This window comes from Streptococcus lishijunsis (assembly GCF_047290665.1).
Lineage (GTDB): Bacteria > Bacillota > Bacilli > Lactobacillales > Streptococcaceae > Streptococcus.
In genome coordinates this window covers 88844-104230 of sequence record NZ_JBLBUC010000003.1, presented here as the reverse complement: position 1 = coordinate 104230, position 15387 = coordinate 88844, and the positions used below count along the sequence as shown (strand labels likewise).

Below are 15387 nucleotides of genomic sequence, written 5' to 3'. Positions count from 1 at the left end.
GTCGCTATACCAGTTGATGTGTTCCCTGATTGGACGGAGGTGAGTTTGTTTATTCTCAGGTGGTCTAGTCTCAAGGACTCATTTTTCAAGTGCGAAAAGAAGTTCTCGCAGGTGCTATTATAACAATTTTTCTTAGCAAAATGAGAAATGGTCGCATCAATAGTGGTCTTATTTTTGGAGATACTGTTGATAGGATGGACATACAGCGCAAGATAGTCTTAGGATTGGGATGAGGCGATAGTTTTTTTGAGTCTTCTTGATATGTTATTGACTAAGTTAAGACTTGATTAGTTGATTTTACCCGTAATTTTTGACAATAGAAGTCCCCTGTCAGGATTTTGTATTGAGATAGCCTTTACCTCCCTATAACTTGAACGCAGGTGGAGATTTGGTGATTTGACTTCCTTTTTGGCATGAAAAAAGAACCTCCTTATGAGGAGATTCTTTTCATAGTCTGTTTTTTATATTAGTCATTAGAGCTGTCGTTAGTATCATCTTGTCGCTCACTGATAACAATCTTGTCATCCACATAGTCTGCTAAAAGATGTTTGACATCAAGATGTTCTAGGTAAAAATCAGTGATGAGATCACGAATATCTTGTTCAATAACACGGCGAAGTGGACGAACCCCCATCGCTTCATCGTAACCTTTGTCAATCAGGTAGGCTTTGGCACTATCTGTCACAACAAGATCCATGCCTTTTTTAGCGATAGTTTGGTTGACTTCTGTCAACATCAAGTCAACGATAGCATCTAAATCGTCTTTACCAAGGTGTGAAAATTCGATAACCGCGTTGAAACGATTGAGGAATTCAGGTCGGAAGTAAGGTGCTATACGGTCCATGATAGCCATATCTTTAGCAGTATCGCCAGTGAGTTGTTCATTACCAAATCCAGCATTTGAAGTGGCGATGATAACGGTATTTTTGAAATCAACAGTATTGCCTTGACCATCTGTCAGACGACCATCATCAAGGACTTGAAGTAGTAAGGTGATGACTTGAGGGTCTGCCTTTTCAATCTCATCAAGTAAGATGATAGCATAAGGATTACGACGGACACGCTCTGTTAGGGTGTTGTTATTATCGTCGTAGCCCACATAACCAGCAGTTGTGCCGATGAGTTTTGAGACAGCGGTACGATCGCTAAATTCGGACATATCTAGTCGAATAATAGCATCTTTAGAACCAAACATATCAAGTGCTAGTTGTTTAGCCAGCTCTGTTTTTCCGACACCAGTTGGACCGACAAAAAGGAAGCTTCCGATAGGGCGATTACCTTCATCAAAGCCAGCTCGATTTCTGCGGATAGCACGAGCGACAGCCTGTACAGCTTCGTCTTGACCGATGACTTTGCCTTTCAAGCGTCCAGCCATTTCTTTGAGGCGCTCAATGTCGCTAGCTCCCATTTGAGAGACTGGAACACCTGTTAGGCGCTCGACAGATTGTGCGACATCATTGACACTGGCAGTGACTTTTTGACCTTCAGTGTGATTATTTTTTTGTGCCTCAAGCTCTTCGATACGTGCTTTAGCGTTTAGTGCTTGTTCGTAATCCTCTTTAGCGGCAGCGTCTTCCTGAGCTTGTTTTTGTTTGTCAATTTCGTCTTCGATAGACTTGAGGTCAGTTACAGTGTGTTGTGCTGCAAGGTGAGCTGCTGTCATATCGATAAGGTCAATTGCTTTATCAGGAAGACTACGTTGTGGGATGTATTGAACAGAATAGTCAATAGCTGCTTTTAAGACATCATCAGGCAAGATGACATTATGGTGTTTTTCATATAAATCACGGATACCCATCAAGATATTAAAGGTATCTTGGGCAGAAGGAGCGTTGACTTTTACTTCGTTGAAGCGACGAGCAAGCGCAGCGTTTTTCAAAATAGTATTACGGTATTCATCTTGTGTAGTCGCACCGATAACAGTCAACTCACCACGAGATAGCGCAGGTTTTAAAATATCTGCTAGCCCTTTAGAGCCACTATCGCCACCTGTTGAGCCAGCGCCTAAAATCTGATGAATTTCATCGAAGAAGAGGATGATGTTGCCAGCTTCCTTGACTTCTTTGATAAGATTTTGGACATTTTCCTCAAAGCTACCACGATATTGTGTACCAGCTTCTAGCCCAGAGATGTCAATGGAAATAATCTCTTTATTTTTGATTGCAGCAGGGACATCACCACTGACAATAGCTTGCGCTAAACCTTCGACAACAGCTGTTTTTCCGACACCAGCATCCCCCACTAAAACAGGGTTGTTTTTAGTACGGCGCGCTAAGATTTCAGCTGTGTCTTGGATTTCTTGATTGCGTCCAATAACAGGGTCAAGCTCATTTTGTCTAGCTTGCTCTGTCATATTAGTACCAAGAGTCGCTAGGATACCGTCTGCTTTAGGTGTTTTAGCCTGTGCTTGGGTTGGGTCTATTTGATGAGGAAGTTTACCTGTCTTACGATAAACGTCAAATTCTTCAGGGGTGATTTCACGCCCATTTATCATATAGCGGCGTCTCTCAGTATTGTAGCCGCCCATATTTCCCATAAGTTGATTGAAAATATCGTCCATATTGCCAAAAGGGTCACGTCCATAATAATTGTTTGCCATAAATAATTACCTCGTTTTTTAAAAATGATACTATTCTATGAATAGTGGAAAATGAAGTGTCATCGTCATTATAAAGCATATCAATTGTGAGAGGTGCGATGTTTCAAGCTAACAAAGCCTATCTGATGACCTTCTATATGATACTATACTCCTATTATTGACAAATGTCAATAGAAAAACAACAAAAATATTAAATTTTTTTAAATAAAAATAGTTCAAAAATGATACTATAATATTTTTTGTTTCGTTTAATGATAAAAATAAAAGAAAAATAAAATAGTAAAAACCGTTGACAAAGTAGAAACACTACGATATACTAATAAAGGTTTTAAATAAAACTGACCTAAGACAGCAGGGGAGCAGTGCTCATAATATTCCTGCCGAGGCACAAAACGTGATTTGAAAATAACGTATTTGTACTTTCGTGTCTAGGTTTAGGTACGATTTTTTTGTGCCTATCCCAAAAATAAAAACGGAGGTAAAACTAATGAGTGAAGCAATTATTGCTAAAAAAGCTGAACAAGTCGAACTTGTCGCTGAAAAGATGAAAGCAGCAGCAAGTATCGTTGTTGTTGACTCACGTGGTCTTACAGTTGAGCAAGATACAGTTCTTCGTCGCAATCTTCGCGAAAGCGGTGTTGAATTTAAAGTTATCAAAAACTCAATTTTGACACGTGCAGCTGAAAAAGCAGGTCTTGACGACATGAAAGATGTCTTTGTAGGCCCATCTGCAGTAGCCTTCTCAAATGAGGATGTTATTGCACCAGCTAAAATTCTTAGCGAATTTGCAGCAACTGCTGATGCACTTGAAATTAAAGGTGGTGCTATCGAAGGTGCTGTTTCGACTAAAGAAGAAATTGATGCTCTTGCTAAATTGCCAAACCGCGAAGGTATGCTTTCTATGCTCCTTTCAGTGCTTCAAGCACCAGTTCGCAATGTGGCTTACGCTGTCAAAGCGGTTGCAGAAAGCAAAGAAGAAGCTTAATGCTTCAGGTAGCTTAGCGCTACATTATTATTTGATTTATTAAAAAACATTTTGGAGGAAACAACAATGGCATTGAACATTGAAAACATTATTGCTGAAATTAAAGAAGCTTCAATCCTTGAACTTAACGACCTTGTAAAAGCTATCGAAGAAGAATTTGGTGTAACAGCTGCTGCTCCTGTTGCAGTTGCTGCTGCTGGCGCTGCTGATGCAGGTGCTGCTAAAGATTCATTTGACGTTGAATTGACTTCTGGTGGTGACAAAAAAGTTGCTGTTATCAAAGTCGTTCGTGAAATCACAGGTGAAGGTCTTAAAGAAGCTAAAGCTCTTGTTGATAACGCACCATCAGTTCTTAAAGAAGGTGTTGCTGCAGCAGAAGCTGAAGAACTTAAAGCTAAACTTGAAGAAGCTGGAGCTAGCGTAACTCTTAAATAATCGAGTTTACCTACTCATTAAATCTCCTACTCTTAGAGTGGGAGGTTTTTTTGTGTAAAATGACTAGATGTATGCTATAACATCAGCTTACTCATTTGTGATTTATTCAACCATAAAAATGAATAGGCTAATGTCCCTATCCCTGTTAAAAACAACACATTTGTGTTGTTTTTTTGTTTTATAAAACATTTTGTGTTGATTTATTGTTTGTTTAGGTGTATAATATAAACATAAAAGTGTAGGACTCCTTTTTAGATTTTGCAAAATCGTTGTGTTTCATCATGTTAAAGATGTGTGTTATTAGGATATTGAGGAGAATGATATGACTATCATTATTGGAGCTGACCCTATGGGGGATGAGCTAAAAGAGGTTATTAGGGATTATTTAATGGCTAGTAGCTATGAGGTTAAGGATGTTAGTGCTGGTAAGGATTTTGTGGATACAACATTAAGTGTTGTGTCGGAGCTACTCAAAGATGAAGCGAATCTGGGGATCGTTATTGACGGTTTTGGTGTCGGGCCTTTTATGACAGCTAGTAAAGTTAAAGGTATGATTGCTGCTGTGGTCTCTGATGAGCGCTCTGCTTATATGACTAGAGGGCATAATAATGCTCGCTTGATTAGTCTAGGAAGTCAAATCGTCGGACACGAGGTGGCTAAAAATATCGTCAAAGGCTTTGTTCAAGGGCATTATGACGGTGGTCGTCACCAGATTCGTGTCGATATGTTGAATAAGATGTGCTGATAAAGGAGCGTTACCATGAAAATTGCCGTTGGATGTGACCATATCGTCACTGCTGAAAAGATAGCCGTTGTAGATTACTTAAAGGGGCAGGGTTATGAGGTGCTTGACTTTGGAACCTATGATAATGTCAGAACCCACTATCCCATCTACGGAAAGCGTGTAGGAGAGGCTGTAGCCAATAAGGAAGCTGAGCTTGGGATTTGTATCTGTGGGACAGGTGTTGGTATCAACAATGCAGCCAATAAAGTTGCTGGGGTACGTGCCGCTTTGGTTCGTGATATGACTTCTGCTCTTTATGCTAAAGAAGAGCTCAATGCTAATGTCATCGGCTTTGGTGGAAAGATTACAGGCGAGTTACTCATGTGTGATATCATCGATGCGTTTATCAAAGCCAGCTACAAACCAAGTAAGGAAAATCAGGACTTGATTGCTAAAATAAGCCATCTTGAGACAGGCCATCAAGAGCAGATGAGTCCGCAATTTTTCGATGAATTTCTTGACAAGTGGGCTCGTGGCGATTATCACGATTAGGAGATTATTATGATACTAACAATAACATTGAACCCCTCTTTAGATATGGCTTATCAGCTGGATAAGCTAGAGATTGATACGGTTAATCGTGTCAAAGCTGCGCGTAAGAGTGCGGGTGGTAAGGGCTTAAATGTCACTCGTGTTCTCAACCAAGTCGGAAAAGAAGTGCTTGCGACAGGGTTTATGGGAGGTGAGACAGGTCGTTATCTTGAAAAATCACTAGATGAGAGGGCTATTAAGCATGATTTTGTGAGAATTGCTGGTGAGACACGTCAATGTATCGCTCTGTTACATGGTACGCATCAGACAGAGTTGTTAGAGCAGGGACCAGTGATTGATGAAGCTGAGCTGGCTATATTCACAAGTCATTTAGTGTCTTTACTTGCTAATCATAAGGTTGTAGTCATGTCAGGAAGTCTTCCTCAAGGCCTGCCTAGTGGTTATTATGCAGAGCTGATAGGGCTGTGTCAGCAGCAAAACGCTAAAGTGGTTTTAGATTGCTCTGGTCAGGCATTGAAAGAGGTTTTAGAAAGTCCTTATAAGCCCACGGTCATCAAACCTAATATAGATGAGCTTGCCGAGTTGCTAGATAGCAAAGTGAGCGATGATGATGAGACGCTTAAAGCAATCCTAGCAGACGACTTATTTGAAGGGATTGAGTGGCTTATCGTCTCATTAGGTGATAACGGGGTTTTTGCAAAACACAAAGAGCGTTGTTATCGTGTTTATATTCCTAAAGTGAGGGTGGTCAATCCTGTCGGATCTGGGGACTCAAGTGTCGCTGGTATTGCATCAAGCTTAGTGGAAGGTTTAGATGATGTGAGTTTATTGAAAAAAGCCAATCTGTATGGCATGTTAAATGCCCAAGCAGAAGAGACGGGCTATGTTGATTTAGATGGTGCAGATACGTTGTATGATGAGATAAGAGTCGTGGAGGTTTAAGATGTTAACAGTCGGAAAAAGAAAAGGGTTAGAGTCTGTCAGTGACAGTAAAGGTATCATTTCAGCGCTAGCGTTTGACCAAAGAGGTGCGCTTAAGAAGATGATGGCAACCTATCAAGACAAAGAGCCTACTAGTAAGCAGATAGAAGAGTTAAAAGCCTTGGTTTCTGAGGTATTGACACCATATGCGTCCTCTATTCTTTTAGATCCAGAGTTTGGCTTGAAGGCGTCGTTGGTGCGTAGTGAAGGGAGCGGTTTGCTTTTGGCTTACGAAAAAACAGGCTATGATAGTCAATCTACCTCTCGCTTGCCAGATTGCTTAGAGGAGTGGTCTGTCAAGCGATTGCATGAGTCAGGCGCACAGGCGATTAAGTTTTTATTATATTATGATTGTGACGGCAATGAAGCGGTCAATAATCAGAAAAAAGCCTACATTGAGCGACTAGGTTCAGAATGTCAGGCTGAAGACCTGCCGTTTTTCTTGGAAATTGTAAGCTATGATGAAAGTCTTTCAGATACGAATAGTCTTGACTTTGCTAAAATCAAGCCTAGAAAGGTGATTGAGGCGATGAAGGTCTTTTCAGACCAGCGCTTTGGTGTTGATGTCTTAAAAGTAGAAGTTCCTGTCAATATGTCTTATGTGGAAGGCTATGGAAGTGAGGTGGCTTATAGCCAGAAAGAAGCAGCAGACTATTTTAAAGCGCAAAATGAGGCGACCCATCTGCCGTATATTTATTTGAGTGCAGGCGTGTCAGCAGAGCTTTTTCAAGAAACCTTAGGCTTTGCCTATGCGTCTGGAGCACGTTTTAATGGCGTTTTGTGCGGTCGTGCGACTTGGGCTGGAGTAGTGCCTGTCTATATCCAACAAGGATCTAAAGCAGCACGTCAATGGCTAGAAAGTCATGGACGTAAGCATATGGAGGATTTGGAGGCAGTTTTATCTCAGAGCGCAACATCTTGGATGGAGAGAGACAAAGATATCTAAGAAAGGGTTTACATTTGTGAGAAATGTGGTATAATAAAAGTATATTAGTAGAAATAGGGTGGATTGTCACTAATTCGATTAGGCAAGACTACAAATGAATGTGAGACGGGAGTCCTCAGTTTGTTTGTAGTCTTTTTTGCTTAGGAGGATATAGAAGGAAGATATGTTTAGGATTATACAGTCGCTAAATAATAATGCGGCTCTTGTCAAAGATGAAGAGGGCAATCAAGCGGTTGTCATGGGGATAGGGCTTGCTTTTCAAAAGAAAAAAGGAGATCTTGTCATTGAAGATAAGATAGAGACCGTCTTTGCCTTGAAAAATCAAGAGGTTAAAAATAATGTGCTGAGCTCTTTACAGGAAATCCCCTTAAATGTGATCTCAGTCACTTACTCTATCATCAGCCGTTTGATTAAAACGTATCACTATCCTGTCCAAGAGTATCTCTACGTCACCTTGACAGATCATATATACTGCGCTTATCAGGCGGTATTGACGGCTACTTATCGCCATAGTAAGCTACCAGATATTTCTCATCAATACCCGCTAGAGTATCAAATCGCTAAAGAAGCGCTAACGTTATTTCGTCAAGAGCTACTAGCTGAGCTACCTGATGAGGAGGTCTGTCGCATTGCTCTTCATTTTATCAATGCTAAGGGAGAAGAGTACCTTGCTAGTCATGATCTGCAGGAGATTAGTCAGCAGATTATGGTAACAGTGGAGCGTATCCTAGCAATTCATGGCATCTCTAAAACACCAGAAAATCGTCATTTTTATGACCGTTTCATGATTCATTTGTCTTATTTTATCCATTACCTAGATAAGACAGTAGGTCAAAATGCTTCTGTCGGTGATCTGGAGGCTTACATTAAAACGCAGGATCCCAAAGCTTATGCCATTGGTAGTGAGATTTTTGAGGTCATTAAGGAGGTTTTGAATAAGCCTGTTGGCAGTAGTGAGCGCTTTTATATTATATTGCATATTCAACGTCTATTATAAGGACACGATGAAAGGAGAGGATTATGGATAAAGAAGAATTGACCTTATTGGGTTTTGAAATTGTGGCGTATGCTGGAGACGCACGCTCACACTTGTTGGAAGCCTTAGCTGCTGCTAAGTCAGGTGATTTTCAAAAAGCTGATGCTTTATGTGAGGCAGCTAATGAGGCTATCATAGAGGCTCATCAGTCGCAAACACGATTGCTAAAGGAAGAAGCATCGGGTAGTGATTTAGCCTTTAGTGTCACGCTTATGCATGGGCAGGACCATTTGATGACGACCTTATTGTTAAAAGATATGATGACACATATCTTAGAGTTATACAAGAGGAGTGATATGTGATGGAGACCTTGATTGCTTTTATTGAGCGTGGCAAGCCTTTTTTTGAAAAGGTATCTCGAAATGTCTATCTAAGAGCTATTCGTGATGGCTTTATCGCAGCCATGCCTGCTATTTTGTTTTCGAGTTTATTTTTATTGGTTGCTTATGTGCCTAATATCTTTGGTTTTAGCTGGTCAAAAGATATTGAGGTAATTATCATGAAGCCTTATGCTTATACTATGGGGATTGTGGCCGTCTTAGTAGCCGCAACAACGGCTAAATCATTGACAGATGCCTTTAACCGAGAATTGCCAAAGACAAATCAGATCAATCTCCTCTCGACGATGATTGCTTCTATATCAGCCTTTTTGCTCCTATCATCAGAGGCTATTAGAGATGGTTTTTCAAGTGATTATATGGGTACCAAAGGCTTACTGAGTGCTTTTTTAGCTGCTTTTGTCACGGTTAATGTCTATAAATTCTGTATTAAGCGTCATGTTAGTATTGCGATGCCAGAGGAAGTTCCCCCAAATGTCTCGCAGGCCTTCAAGGATGTGATTCCCTATGCCTTATCTATTTGTCTGGTTTATGCGATTGATTTACTGGTCGTACATGTTGTGGGGACAACAGTAGCCGAGGCGATTTCGCATTTGTTTGAGCCTTTGTTTAGAGCGGCCGATGGCTATGTAGGGATTAGCCTTATTTTTGGATCTTATGCGCTGTTTTGGTTTGTTGGTATTCATGGGCCATCTATCGTGGAGCCAGCAATTGCTGCGATTACTTATGCTAATATTGAGACCAATTTTCAGCTGCTACAAGCAGGAGAGCATGCGGATAAGGTGTTGACGTCAGGAACGCAGATGTTTATTGCGACTATGGGAGGCACAGGTGCGACTTTGGTTGTCCCTTTGATGTTTATGTGCTTGTGCAAATCAAAAAGAAATAAGGCTATGGGAAGGGCGTCGCTTATCCCGACTATCTTTGGTGTCAATGAGCCGCTCTTATTTGGTGCACCGATCGTTTTAAATCCTATCTTTTTTATCCCTTTTATCACGGCACCTCTAGTCAATGTGTGGTTGTTTAAATTTTTTGTGGATACACTGCATATGAATAGTTTTAGCGTCAATCTACCTTGGACAACTCCAGGCCCTTTAGGTTTGATTATGGGGACTAATTTTGCACCTTTAGCGATACTGTTAGCGCTACTTTTAGTAGTCGTGGACGGTTTGATTTATTACCCTTTTTTGAGAGTATATGATGAGCAGGTGTTAGCAGAGGAGAAGTCTGCTAAAAAAGAACTTTGTCCAAGTGAACAACCAGTAAAGGCAACCTCTGATTATCAGCCTAAAGAGACTAGTCCTAGTTCTGAGGCGAGTCTGACAAATGCCCTAGAGAACCCTATCAATGTGCTTGTCTTATGTGCTGGAGGAGGGACCAGTGGTCTTCTTGCCAATGCATTGACAAAAGCAGCCAAAGAGTATCAGCTAGAGATTACTGCCACAGCAACAGGTTATGGTGCTCACCGTGATATTTTAAAAGAGTATGATTTGGTTATCTTAGCACCTCAAGTAGCATCGAATTATGCAGACATCAAGCAAGAAACAGATGGGCTAGGAATTAAGTTGGCTAAGACCCAAGGGGCTCAGTATATTCGTCTGACACGAGATGGAAAAGCGGCGCTTGATTTTGTGAGACAGATGTTATAACGAAATAGGTTTAGATGTGAGATAGAGCGTTTTGATTAGATAGAGAGAAGGATATGGTTAAGACATTACCGCAAGATTTTATATTTGGTGGGGCAACGGCTGCTTACCAAGCAGAAGGCAGTACAACGGCAGACGGCAAGGGGCCTGTGGCTTGGGATAAGTATCTCAAGGATAATTATTGGTACACAGCTGAGCCTGCTTCTGATTTTTACCATCGCTACCCTGTGGATTTGGCGCTGTGTGAGCAGTTTGGCATTCAGGCTATTCGGATTTCGATAGCATGGTCACGCATTTTTCCAAAGGGTTACGGAGAGGTAAATCCCTTAGGTGTAGCTTTTTATCATCGTTTGTTTGATGAGTGTCATAAACATCATGTAGAGCCGTTTGTGACCCTTCATCACTTTGATACACCAGCTTATCTCCATGAAAAGGGGATTTTCTCAACCGTGATACGATTGATTACTTTGTAGATTACGCTAGCTTTTGTTTTAAGGAATTTAGAGAGGTCAAGTATTGGACAACCTTTAATGAAATTGGTCCAATTGGTGATGGTCAGTATCTCGTTGGTAAATTTCCCCCAGGTATTCACTATGACTTGGCTAAGTTATTTCAATCTCATCACAATATGATGGTAGCTCATGCTAGAGCTATCAAGTGCTATAAAGAGCTTGGCTATACTGGTGAGATTGGTGTCGTTCACGCGCTACCGACTAAATACCCTTATGATAGCCAAAGCTCTGAGGATAGGCGCGCTGCAGAGCTTGAGGACATCATTCATAATAAATTTATCTTAGATGCGACTTATTTGGGATATTATTCAGAAAGTACGCTTGAAGGTGTGCGTCATATCCTACGCATGACTGGTGGTAAGTTGGATTTACGTCAGGAAGATTTTCAAGCTTTAGAAGCCGCAAAGGATTTCAATGACTTTTTAGGGATTAACTATTACATGAGTGATTGGATGACCTCTTTTACAGGCGAGACAGAGATTGTCCATAATGGTAAAGGTGAAAAAGGTAGCTCTTCTTATCAGATAAAGGGGGTTGGTAAACGTCAAACACCTGATCATGTTCAAAAGACGGATTGGGACTGGATTATCTATCCTAAAGGGCTTTATGACCAAATCATGCGTGTGACAAAGGATTACCCAAACTACAAAAAAATCTATATTACTGAAAATGGTCTTGGCTATAAAGATAAGCTCATCAATGGGACAGTTCAAGATGAGGAGCGTATAGATTATGTCACCAAGCACCTAGAGGTCATCTCAGATGCTATTGGTGATGGCGCTAATGTCAAGGGTTATTTTATCTGGTCTTTGATGGATGTCTTTTCTTGGTCAAATGGCTATGACAAGCGCTATGGTCTTTTCTACGTTGATTTTGATAGCCAAGAACGCTACCCCAAACAAAGTGCGTATTGGTACAAAAAAGTGGCAAAAAGCCATGTGATTAAATAAGACTAAAGTCCCTTCTTACTTAGGAGGGACTTATTAGTTAGTGTCTTTATCAGACTGCCTAAGTAGAGGTTTTAAGTAGCTATGTAAGCGTTTTATGTTATAATAAAGATGACGCATTGGAGTCTAGAGAGGTTTTAGGTGAGCTGATGAGACGATTTCTTAAGTTATTGATGTTGAGTTTGTGTTTAAACGGTCTTTTGGCTATCCTAGCTTTTTATGGTTTTCATAAGGAAATATCGTTTCTCAATGAGCTGCTTGTGTCGTTGGCTTTTGTTTGCTATTGGATGCTACTTGACTTACCGTCTTATCCAAAGAAAAAGCACTACAAACAATCTCAAAACAGGATAGTTGTGGCGGTCTTGATAGCTATGGTAGGTATCATCATCTGTATATGGATCAACAGATGGTCTTTAGTGGGGCTATTGGTATGGCAGTTAATCGCTTTTAAAAACGTTATTAGGCATGTTAAGGATGATTAGTGTTTTGGGAGGCAATATCATGCTATTTTATGCAGTGTTACTATTAGTTAATGTTCTGCTATCACTTTATTTACCAGAGGCTGCTCAGTTACTAAGTGCTGTTGTCTTGTGGCTAATTATCATAGGAGGTTTACGTGAGGCTTGGATAGTTTTACACGCTTATATCAACAGTAAAAGGGATATCTAAGATTTGTTTGACTGGCTTGCTAGTTGGTTGAGTGAAGGGTGGTTAGGACAAAGAGCTAAAAAACTGCTATACTATATGCTGATAAGGAAAAAGGAGACGATCAGAATGAAAATAGATGTATTTGCTCATGTTATGTTACCACGCTTTTTTCAAAAAATGCAGGCACTTGATCCCAGCTTGACACAGAAGATGCCATTCTTAACTCACCCCTTGTTGACCGATATCCCCCTACGATGCTCTCAGCAGCCAAAAGATGTTAAGCAGATCATCTCGTTTGTCAATGCCAATCCAGAGGACATTTTAGATAAGCAAGAAGCGCTAGCTTTGGTTAAAGAAGCCAATCAAGAGTTGCTAGAGACGCTCAAGGCTTATCCTGAGCAGTTTTTGGGTGGAGTGGCTATGCTTTGCCTTAGTGATGTTGAAGGTAGTGTAGAGATTATCAAGGACTTTGTCTGTCAGCATTCTCAGATAGTAGGCGTGCAGTTATTTTCAAGGCATTTGGGCTTGTCGGTGGCAGATGAGCGCTTTAGAGCTATTTTTGAGGCTTGTGCTAAGTACGATATTCCTATCTGGCTACACCCTGTTTTTGATGAGCGAAAACCTGATAATAACATTGTGTTTACATGGGAATATGAACAAACGCAAGCTATGTTTGAGATTGTGTCAGCAGGCTATTTTCAAGCCTTTCCTCACTTGAAAATCATTTCGCATCATGCAGGAGCTATGGTACCTTTCTTTAGCGGACGAATAGAGCATATATTGCCTGTGAAGCAAGCAGAGGACTTTAAGAAATTTTACGTCGATACAGCGATTTTAGGTAATCCCAAGGCGCTGGCTTTGACCATTGATTATTTTGGAATTGACCATGTCCTTTTTGGGACGGATGCACCGCTTGGTGTCTTACCATCTGGTGCTACGGAGCTTATTATAGAAGCTATTAGCCAGCTAGATTTAGCCCAAAATGAGCAAAAAGCTCTCTTTTCTAGGAACATTGAACGGTTGTTAGCTGGAGAAAAAGCTTAGAAGAGACTCAATCATCATAAGAAAAGGAGATAGTATCATGACAGATAAAGACGTATCAGGGAAACGTCCGATTGTGCATTTATTTCGTCTAGGGGTTGATGAGACTGCTAAAGAACGATTTTATCAGGTAGGCGAGACAAATCTTAGGCGTTCTTATGCAGACGAGCTAGGGACGCTAGCCATGTATGTGGCTAGGGTATCACAAGAGCCAACAGACAATATCGTCTTTGAGGTTTATCAAGATACTGAGGCTTACGAGCTGCATCGTCAGTCACCACAATACAAGTACTATGTTCAAGAAGTTGCTCATCAGTTGACCAAGCGAGAGGTCTATGAGGTGGAGGCACTTTTTCTTAGCGAGAAGCTACCTGCTGGTGTGTGGCTAGGGGCTGGGCACTATGCCCTTAAATCAGCTCAAATCGATGTCAAAAAGGGGCAAGAAGATGCCTTTGAAGAGAGTGTTTTGACTAATATGAAAACATCCATGTCCCAAGAAGAGGGTGTTTTGGCTATGTATGCTACACAAGATAAGACAAAAGCAGGACGTTATTATTTTGTGGAAGTCTATGAAGATGCTCTTGCCTATAAAAGACATCGTCAGACCAAGCATTTTGCGACTTATCTGACAGCAACCAAGGATATGTTGGAGGATAAGCAGCTACTTGATTTGGACAATATAGTTGCGATAAGTAGAGGTGGTTTAGCGTTTACAAAGCAATCTGATAGATAGTTAGCAGTCTTGAGTGTTGTTGTCCTGTGTTCCTAGTATTTAGAGGCTGAGCTAGGCATTGGGAGATGGGAGGAGTGTTTATGGGATTGTCTTACGGACCAGAATATACTTATACAGATCATTTCGCAAAACGTGCATTAGAGCGCTTTGGGGTATCAAAAGAGGCTCTTGGTAAATGGGTTCGACAACAAACGGGTAGTCTAACATCGTACACGAAAGACAGCCATATAGACGCTAAACGTGAAAAATACATCTCAGAATCTGGTATTATTTTTGTTTGCAATACCGTAGATCATGTATTTGTGACTTGCTACAAGGCTTTAGATCTGTTGGATGACGGTAAAACGATTCATGAGCGTAATTATGAATTATTTACTAATGAACTTCAGAAATTGGCACGGAAATACCGTTTGAAAGACACTAAGGAATTGTTGTTGAGCGTTGAAGAGCATGTGACGAGCTTTTACCAGCTATCTCAAAAATTGATGGGAACACGCCTGAGTGATACTCACTACCCTTTGGTGGCGCAATTGATTGATGAGTATCATGTGTTAAAGGCGATTATGCGTATCATTGAGCGGCAAGGCGACTTTCAGGACGAATAAGTTGAGCGTATGATGAGATAGTGATTTTTACATTTTAATATTTATTTAAGCTAAAAATGGTATTGTTTGCGGGTTAAAAGTATATAAGATGGAGGAATCAAATGGCTGAACTGATTAGTAGAAGAAGCCAGCGTTCAAAAGATTTATTTATCCGAGCTCTTTTGCGACTAATGCATGAGAAACCTCTTGATGAGATTTCCATTAAGGAAATTGTCGCAGAAGCTTCGTTGACGCGACAGACTTTTTACCGTCACTTTACATCTAAAGATGATGTCCTAAAAACATGCCTTGACCAAATGTATAAAGAATGCTTTTCAATGATTGACAGTAAACACCCTAAGCACTTGGTTGAGGTTTTGCGTGCATATTTTGATTATTGGTTGCATTATCAAAAAGGGATTCAAATCTTATACCAGCAAAATGCCCAGTGGGTTGTTAATGACATTGTTTTGGTGTATGAAAAAGGCTTAAAACCCTATGTTGAACCCTATTTTAATCCTGATTTAGGTCCTAATACTGAGTATTTGTGGACCTATCTTTTTGGTGGTCTTGTGCAAATGAAAAGTAAGTGGTTTGAAAATCACTGTCGTGTCAGCACTCAAGAGATGGCAACCATGGTCTATGAGTTTTGGACTGGTGACGTCTTTACAGATTGATTT

At 40.6% G+C, this 15387-nt stretch carries 16 protein-coding genes, 2 pseudogenes and 1 other annotated feature; of the genes and pseudogenes, 17 read left to right on the top strand and 1 reads right to left on the bottom strand.

Translation table 11 applies throughout. The features are described 5' to 3' along the window. Nucleotides 1–466: 466 nt before the first annotated feature. Nucleotides 467–2599 (bottom strand): AAA family ATPase, encoded by a 2133-nt coding sequence (locus ACLN19_RS02815; RefSeq protein ID WP_413383058.1) that lies wholly within the window; start codon nt 2597–2599, stop codon nt 467–469. 324 nt (nt 2600–2923) lie between these two features. Continuing rightward, nucleotides 2924–3058, top strand: a sequence feature (ribosomal protein L10 leader region). A 28-nt stretch (nt 3059–3086) separates the two neighbouring features. On the opposite strand from ACLN19_RS02815, the gene rplJ reads away from it, so the two are divergent. The 17 genes and pseudogenes from rplJ (at nt 3087) to ACLN19_RS02730 (ending at nt 15384) form a co-directional block, all read left to right on the top strand. Next, on the top strand, nt 3087–3584 hold the full coding sequence (gene rplJ / locus ACLN19_RS02810) for a 50S ribosomal protein L10 (RefSeq protein ID WP_413383056.1): 498 nt from the start codon (nt 3087–3089) through the stop codon (nt 3582–3584). Between the two features lie 66 nt (nt 3585–3650). Beyond that, nucleotides 3651–4019 (top strand): 50S ribosomal protein L7/L12, encoded by a 369-nt coding sequence (rplL, locus tag ACLN19_RS02805; protein ID WP_413383054.1) that lies wholly within the window; start codon nt 3651–3653, stop codon nt 4017–4019. A 322-nt stretch (nt 4020–4341) separates the two neighbouring features. After that, nucleotides 4342–4764, top strand: coding sequence for a galactose-6-phosphate isomerase subunit LacA (lacA, locus tag ACLN19_RS02800; protein WP_413383052.1), 423 nt, complete (start codon nt 4342–4344; stop codon nt 4762–4764). A gap of 15 nt (nt 4765–4779) precedes the next feature. Beyond that, entirely contained in the window at nt 4780–5295 is a 516-nt protein-coding gene (lacB, locus tag ACLN19_RS02795; protein WP_413383050.1) for a galactose-6-phosphate isomerase subunit LacB, read from the top strand. A gap of 9 nt (nt 5296–5304) precedes the next feature. Beyond that, entirely contained in the window at nt 5305–6237 is a 933-nt protein-coding gene (lacC, locus tag ACLN19_RS02790; protein ID WP_413383048.1) for a tagatose-6-phosphate kinase, read from the top strand. A gap of 1 nt (nt 6238) precedes the next feature. Beyond that, nucleotides 6239–7222 (top strand): tagatose-bisphosphate aldolase, encoded by a 984-nt coding sequence (gene lacD, locus ACLN19_RS02785; protein WP_413383046.1) that lies wholly within the window; start codon nt 6239–6241, stop codon nt 7220–7222. Between the two features lie 163 nt (nt 7223–7385). Beyond that, the gene (locus tag ACLN19_RS02780; RefSeq protein WP_413383044.1) at nt 7386–8219 is read left to right on the top strand and encodes a PRD domain-containing protein; all 834 of its coding nucleotides are present in this window, start codon (nt 7386–7388) and stop codon (nt 8217–8219) included. Nucleotides 8220–8242: 23 nt separating this feature from the next. Beyond that, nucleotides 8243–8560, top strand: a complete 318-nt coding sequence (lacF, locus tag ACLN19_RS02775) for a lactose-specific PTS transporter subunit IIA (RefSeq protein WP_413383042.1) — start codon at nt 8243–8245, stop codon at nt 8558–8560. Beyond that, nucleotides 8560–9832, top strand: a pseudogene (locus tag ACLN19_RS02770) (lactose-specific PTS transporter subunit EIIC); the annotation flags it as partial. The gene lacF and the pseudogene ACLN19_RS02770, both read left to right, overlap by 1 nt. Further along, nucleotides 9805–10245 carry a lactose/cellobiose PTS transporter subunit IIB gene (locus ACLN19_RS02765; RefSeq protein WP_413383128.1) on the top strand — a complete coding sequence of 147 codons (441 nt, stop codon included), beginning with the start codon at nt 9805–9807 and terminating at the stop codon, nt 10243–10245. The pseudogene ACLN19_RS02770 and the gene ACLN19_RS02765, both read left to right, overlap by 28 nt. 53 nt (nt 10246–10298) lie before the next feature. Continuing rightward, a pseudogene (gene lacG, locus ACLN19_RS02760) lies at nt 10299–11704 on the top strand (6-phospho-beta-galactosidase). A 146-nt stretch (nt 11705–11850) separates the two neighbouring features. Then, nucleotides 11851–12183: a hypothetical protein gene (locus ACLN19_RS02755; protein WP_413383040.1), complete on the top strand. Its 333-nt coding sequence runs from the start codon at nt 11851–11853 to the stop codon at nt 12181–12183. Between the two features lie 19 nt (nt 12184–12202). Next, complete coding sequence (locus ACLN19_RS02750) at nt 12203–12370, top strand: hypothetical protein (protein WP_413383038.1); 168 nt, start codon at nt 12203–12205, stop codon at nt 12368–12370. A gap of 105 nt (nt 12371–12475) precedes the next feature. Continuing rightward, nucleotides 12476–13393 (top strand): amidohydrolase family protein, encoded by a 918-nt coding sequence (locus ACLN19_RS02745; RefSeq protein WP_413383036.1) that lies wholly within the window; start codon nt 12476–12478, stop codon nt 13391–13393. Between the two features lie 37 nt (nt 13394–13430). Further along, nucleotides 13431–14123: a putative quinol monooxygenase gene (locus ACLN19_RS02740; RefSeq protein ID WP_413383034.1), complete on the top strand. Its 693-nt coding sequence runs from the start codon at nt 13431–13433 to the stop codon at nt 14121–14123. 80 nt (nt 14124–14203) lie between these two features. Next, nucleotides 14204–14728 carry a hypothetical protein gene (locus ACLN19_RS02735; RefSeq protein WP_413383032.1) on the top strand — a complete coding sequence of 175 codons (525 nt, stop codon included), beginning with the start codon at nt 14204–14206 and terminating at the stop codon, nt 14726–14728. 101 nt (nt 14729–14829) lie between these two features. Beyond that, a complete protein-coding gene (locus ACLN19_RS02730; RefSeq protein ID WP_413383029.1) occupies nt 14830–15384 on the top strand; it encodes a TetR/AcrR family transcriptional regulator in 555 nt (184 codons plus the stop codon). Nucleotides 15385–15387 lie beyond the last annotated feature (3 nt).

Excerpts from the sequence above, each read along its gene's own strand:
- ACLN19_RS02815 (WP_413383058.1), bottom strand. The coding sequence starts at position 2,599 with ATGGCAAACAATTATTATGGACGTGACCCTTTTGGCAATATGGACGAT.
- rplJ (WP_413383056.1), top strand. The coding sequence starts at position 3,087 with ATGAGTGAAGCAATTATTGCTAAAAAAGCTGAACAAGTCGAACTTGTC.
- rplL (WP_413383054.1), top strand. The coding sequence starts at position 3,651 with ATGGCATTGAACATTGAAAACATTATTGCTGAAATTAAAGAAGCTTCA.
- lacA (WP_413383052.1), top strand. The coding sequence starts at position 4,342 with ATGACTATCATTATTGGAGCTGACCCTATGGGGGATGAGCTAAAAGAG.
- lacB (WP_413383050.1), top strand. The coding sequence starts at position 4,780 with ATGAAAATTGCCGTTGGATGTGACCATATCGTCACTGCTGAAAAGATA.
- lacC (WP_413383048.1), top strand. The coding sequence starts at position 5,305 with ATGATACTAACAATAACATTGAACCCCTCTTTAGATATGGCTTATCAG.
- lacD (WP_413383046.1), top strand. The coding sequence starts at position 6,239 with ATGTTAACAGTCGGAAAAAGAAAAGGGTTAGAGTCTGTCAGTGACAGT.
- ACLN19_RS02780 (WP_413383044.1), top strand. The coding sequence starts at position 7,386 with ATGTTTAGGATTATACAGTCGCTAAATAATAATGCGGCTCTTGTCAAA.
- lacF (WP_413383042.1), top strand. The coding sequence starts at position 8,243 with ATGGATAAAGAAGAATTGACCTTATTGGGTTTTGAAATTGTGGCGTAT.
- ACLN19_RS02755 (WP_413383040.1), top strand. The coding sequence starts at position 11,851 with ATGAGACGATTTCTTAAGTTATTGATGTTGAGTTTGTGTTTAAACGGT.
- ACLN19_RS02750 (WP_413383038.1), top strand. The coding sequence starts at position 12,203 with ATGCTATTTTATGCAGTGTTACTATTAGTTAATGTTCTGCTATCACTT.
- ACLN19_RS02745 (WP_413383036.1), top strand. The coding sequence starts at position 12,476 with ATGAAAATAGATGTATTTGCTCATGTTATGTTACCACGCTTTTTTCAA.
- ACLN19_RS02740 (WP_413383034.1), top strand. The coding sequence starts at position 13,431 with ATGACAGATAAAGACGTATCAGGGAAACGTCCGATTGTGCATTTATTT.
- ACLN19_RS02735 (WP_413383032.1), top strand. The coding sequence starts at position 14,204 with ATGGGATTGTCTTACGGACCAGAATATACTTATACAGATCATTTCGCA.
- ACLN19_RS02730 (WP_413383029.1), top strand. The coding sequence starts at position 14,830 with ATGGCTGAACTGATTAGTAGAAGAAGCCAGCGTTCAAAAGATTTATTT.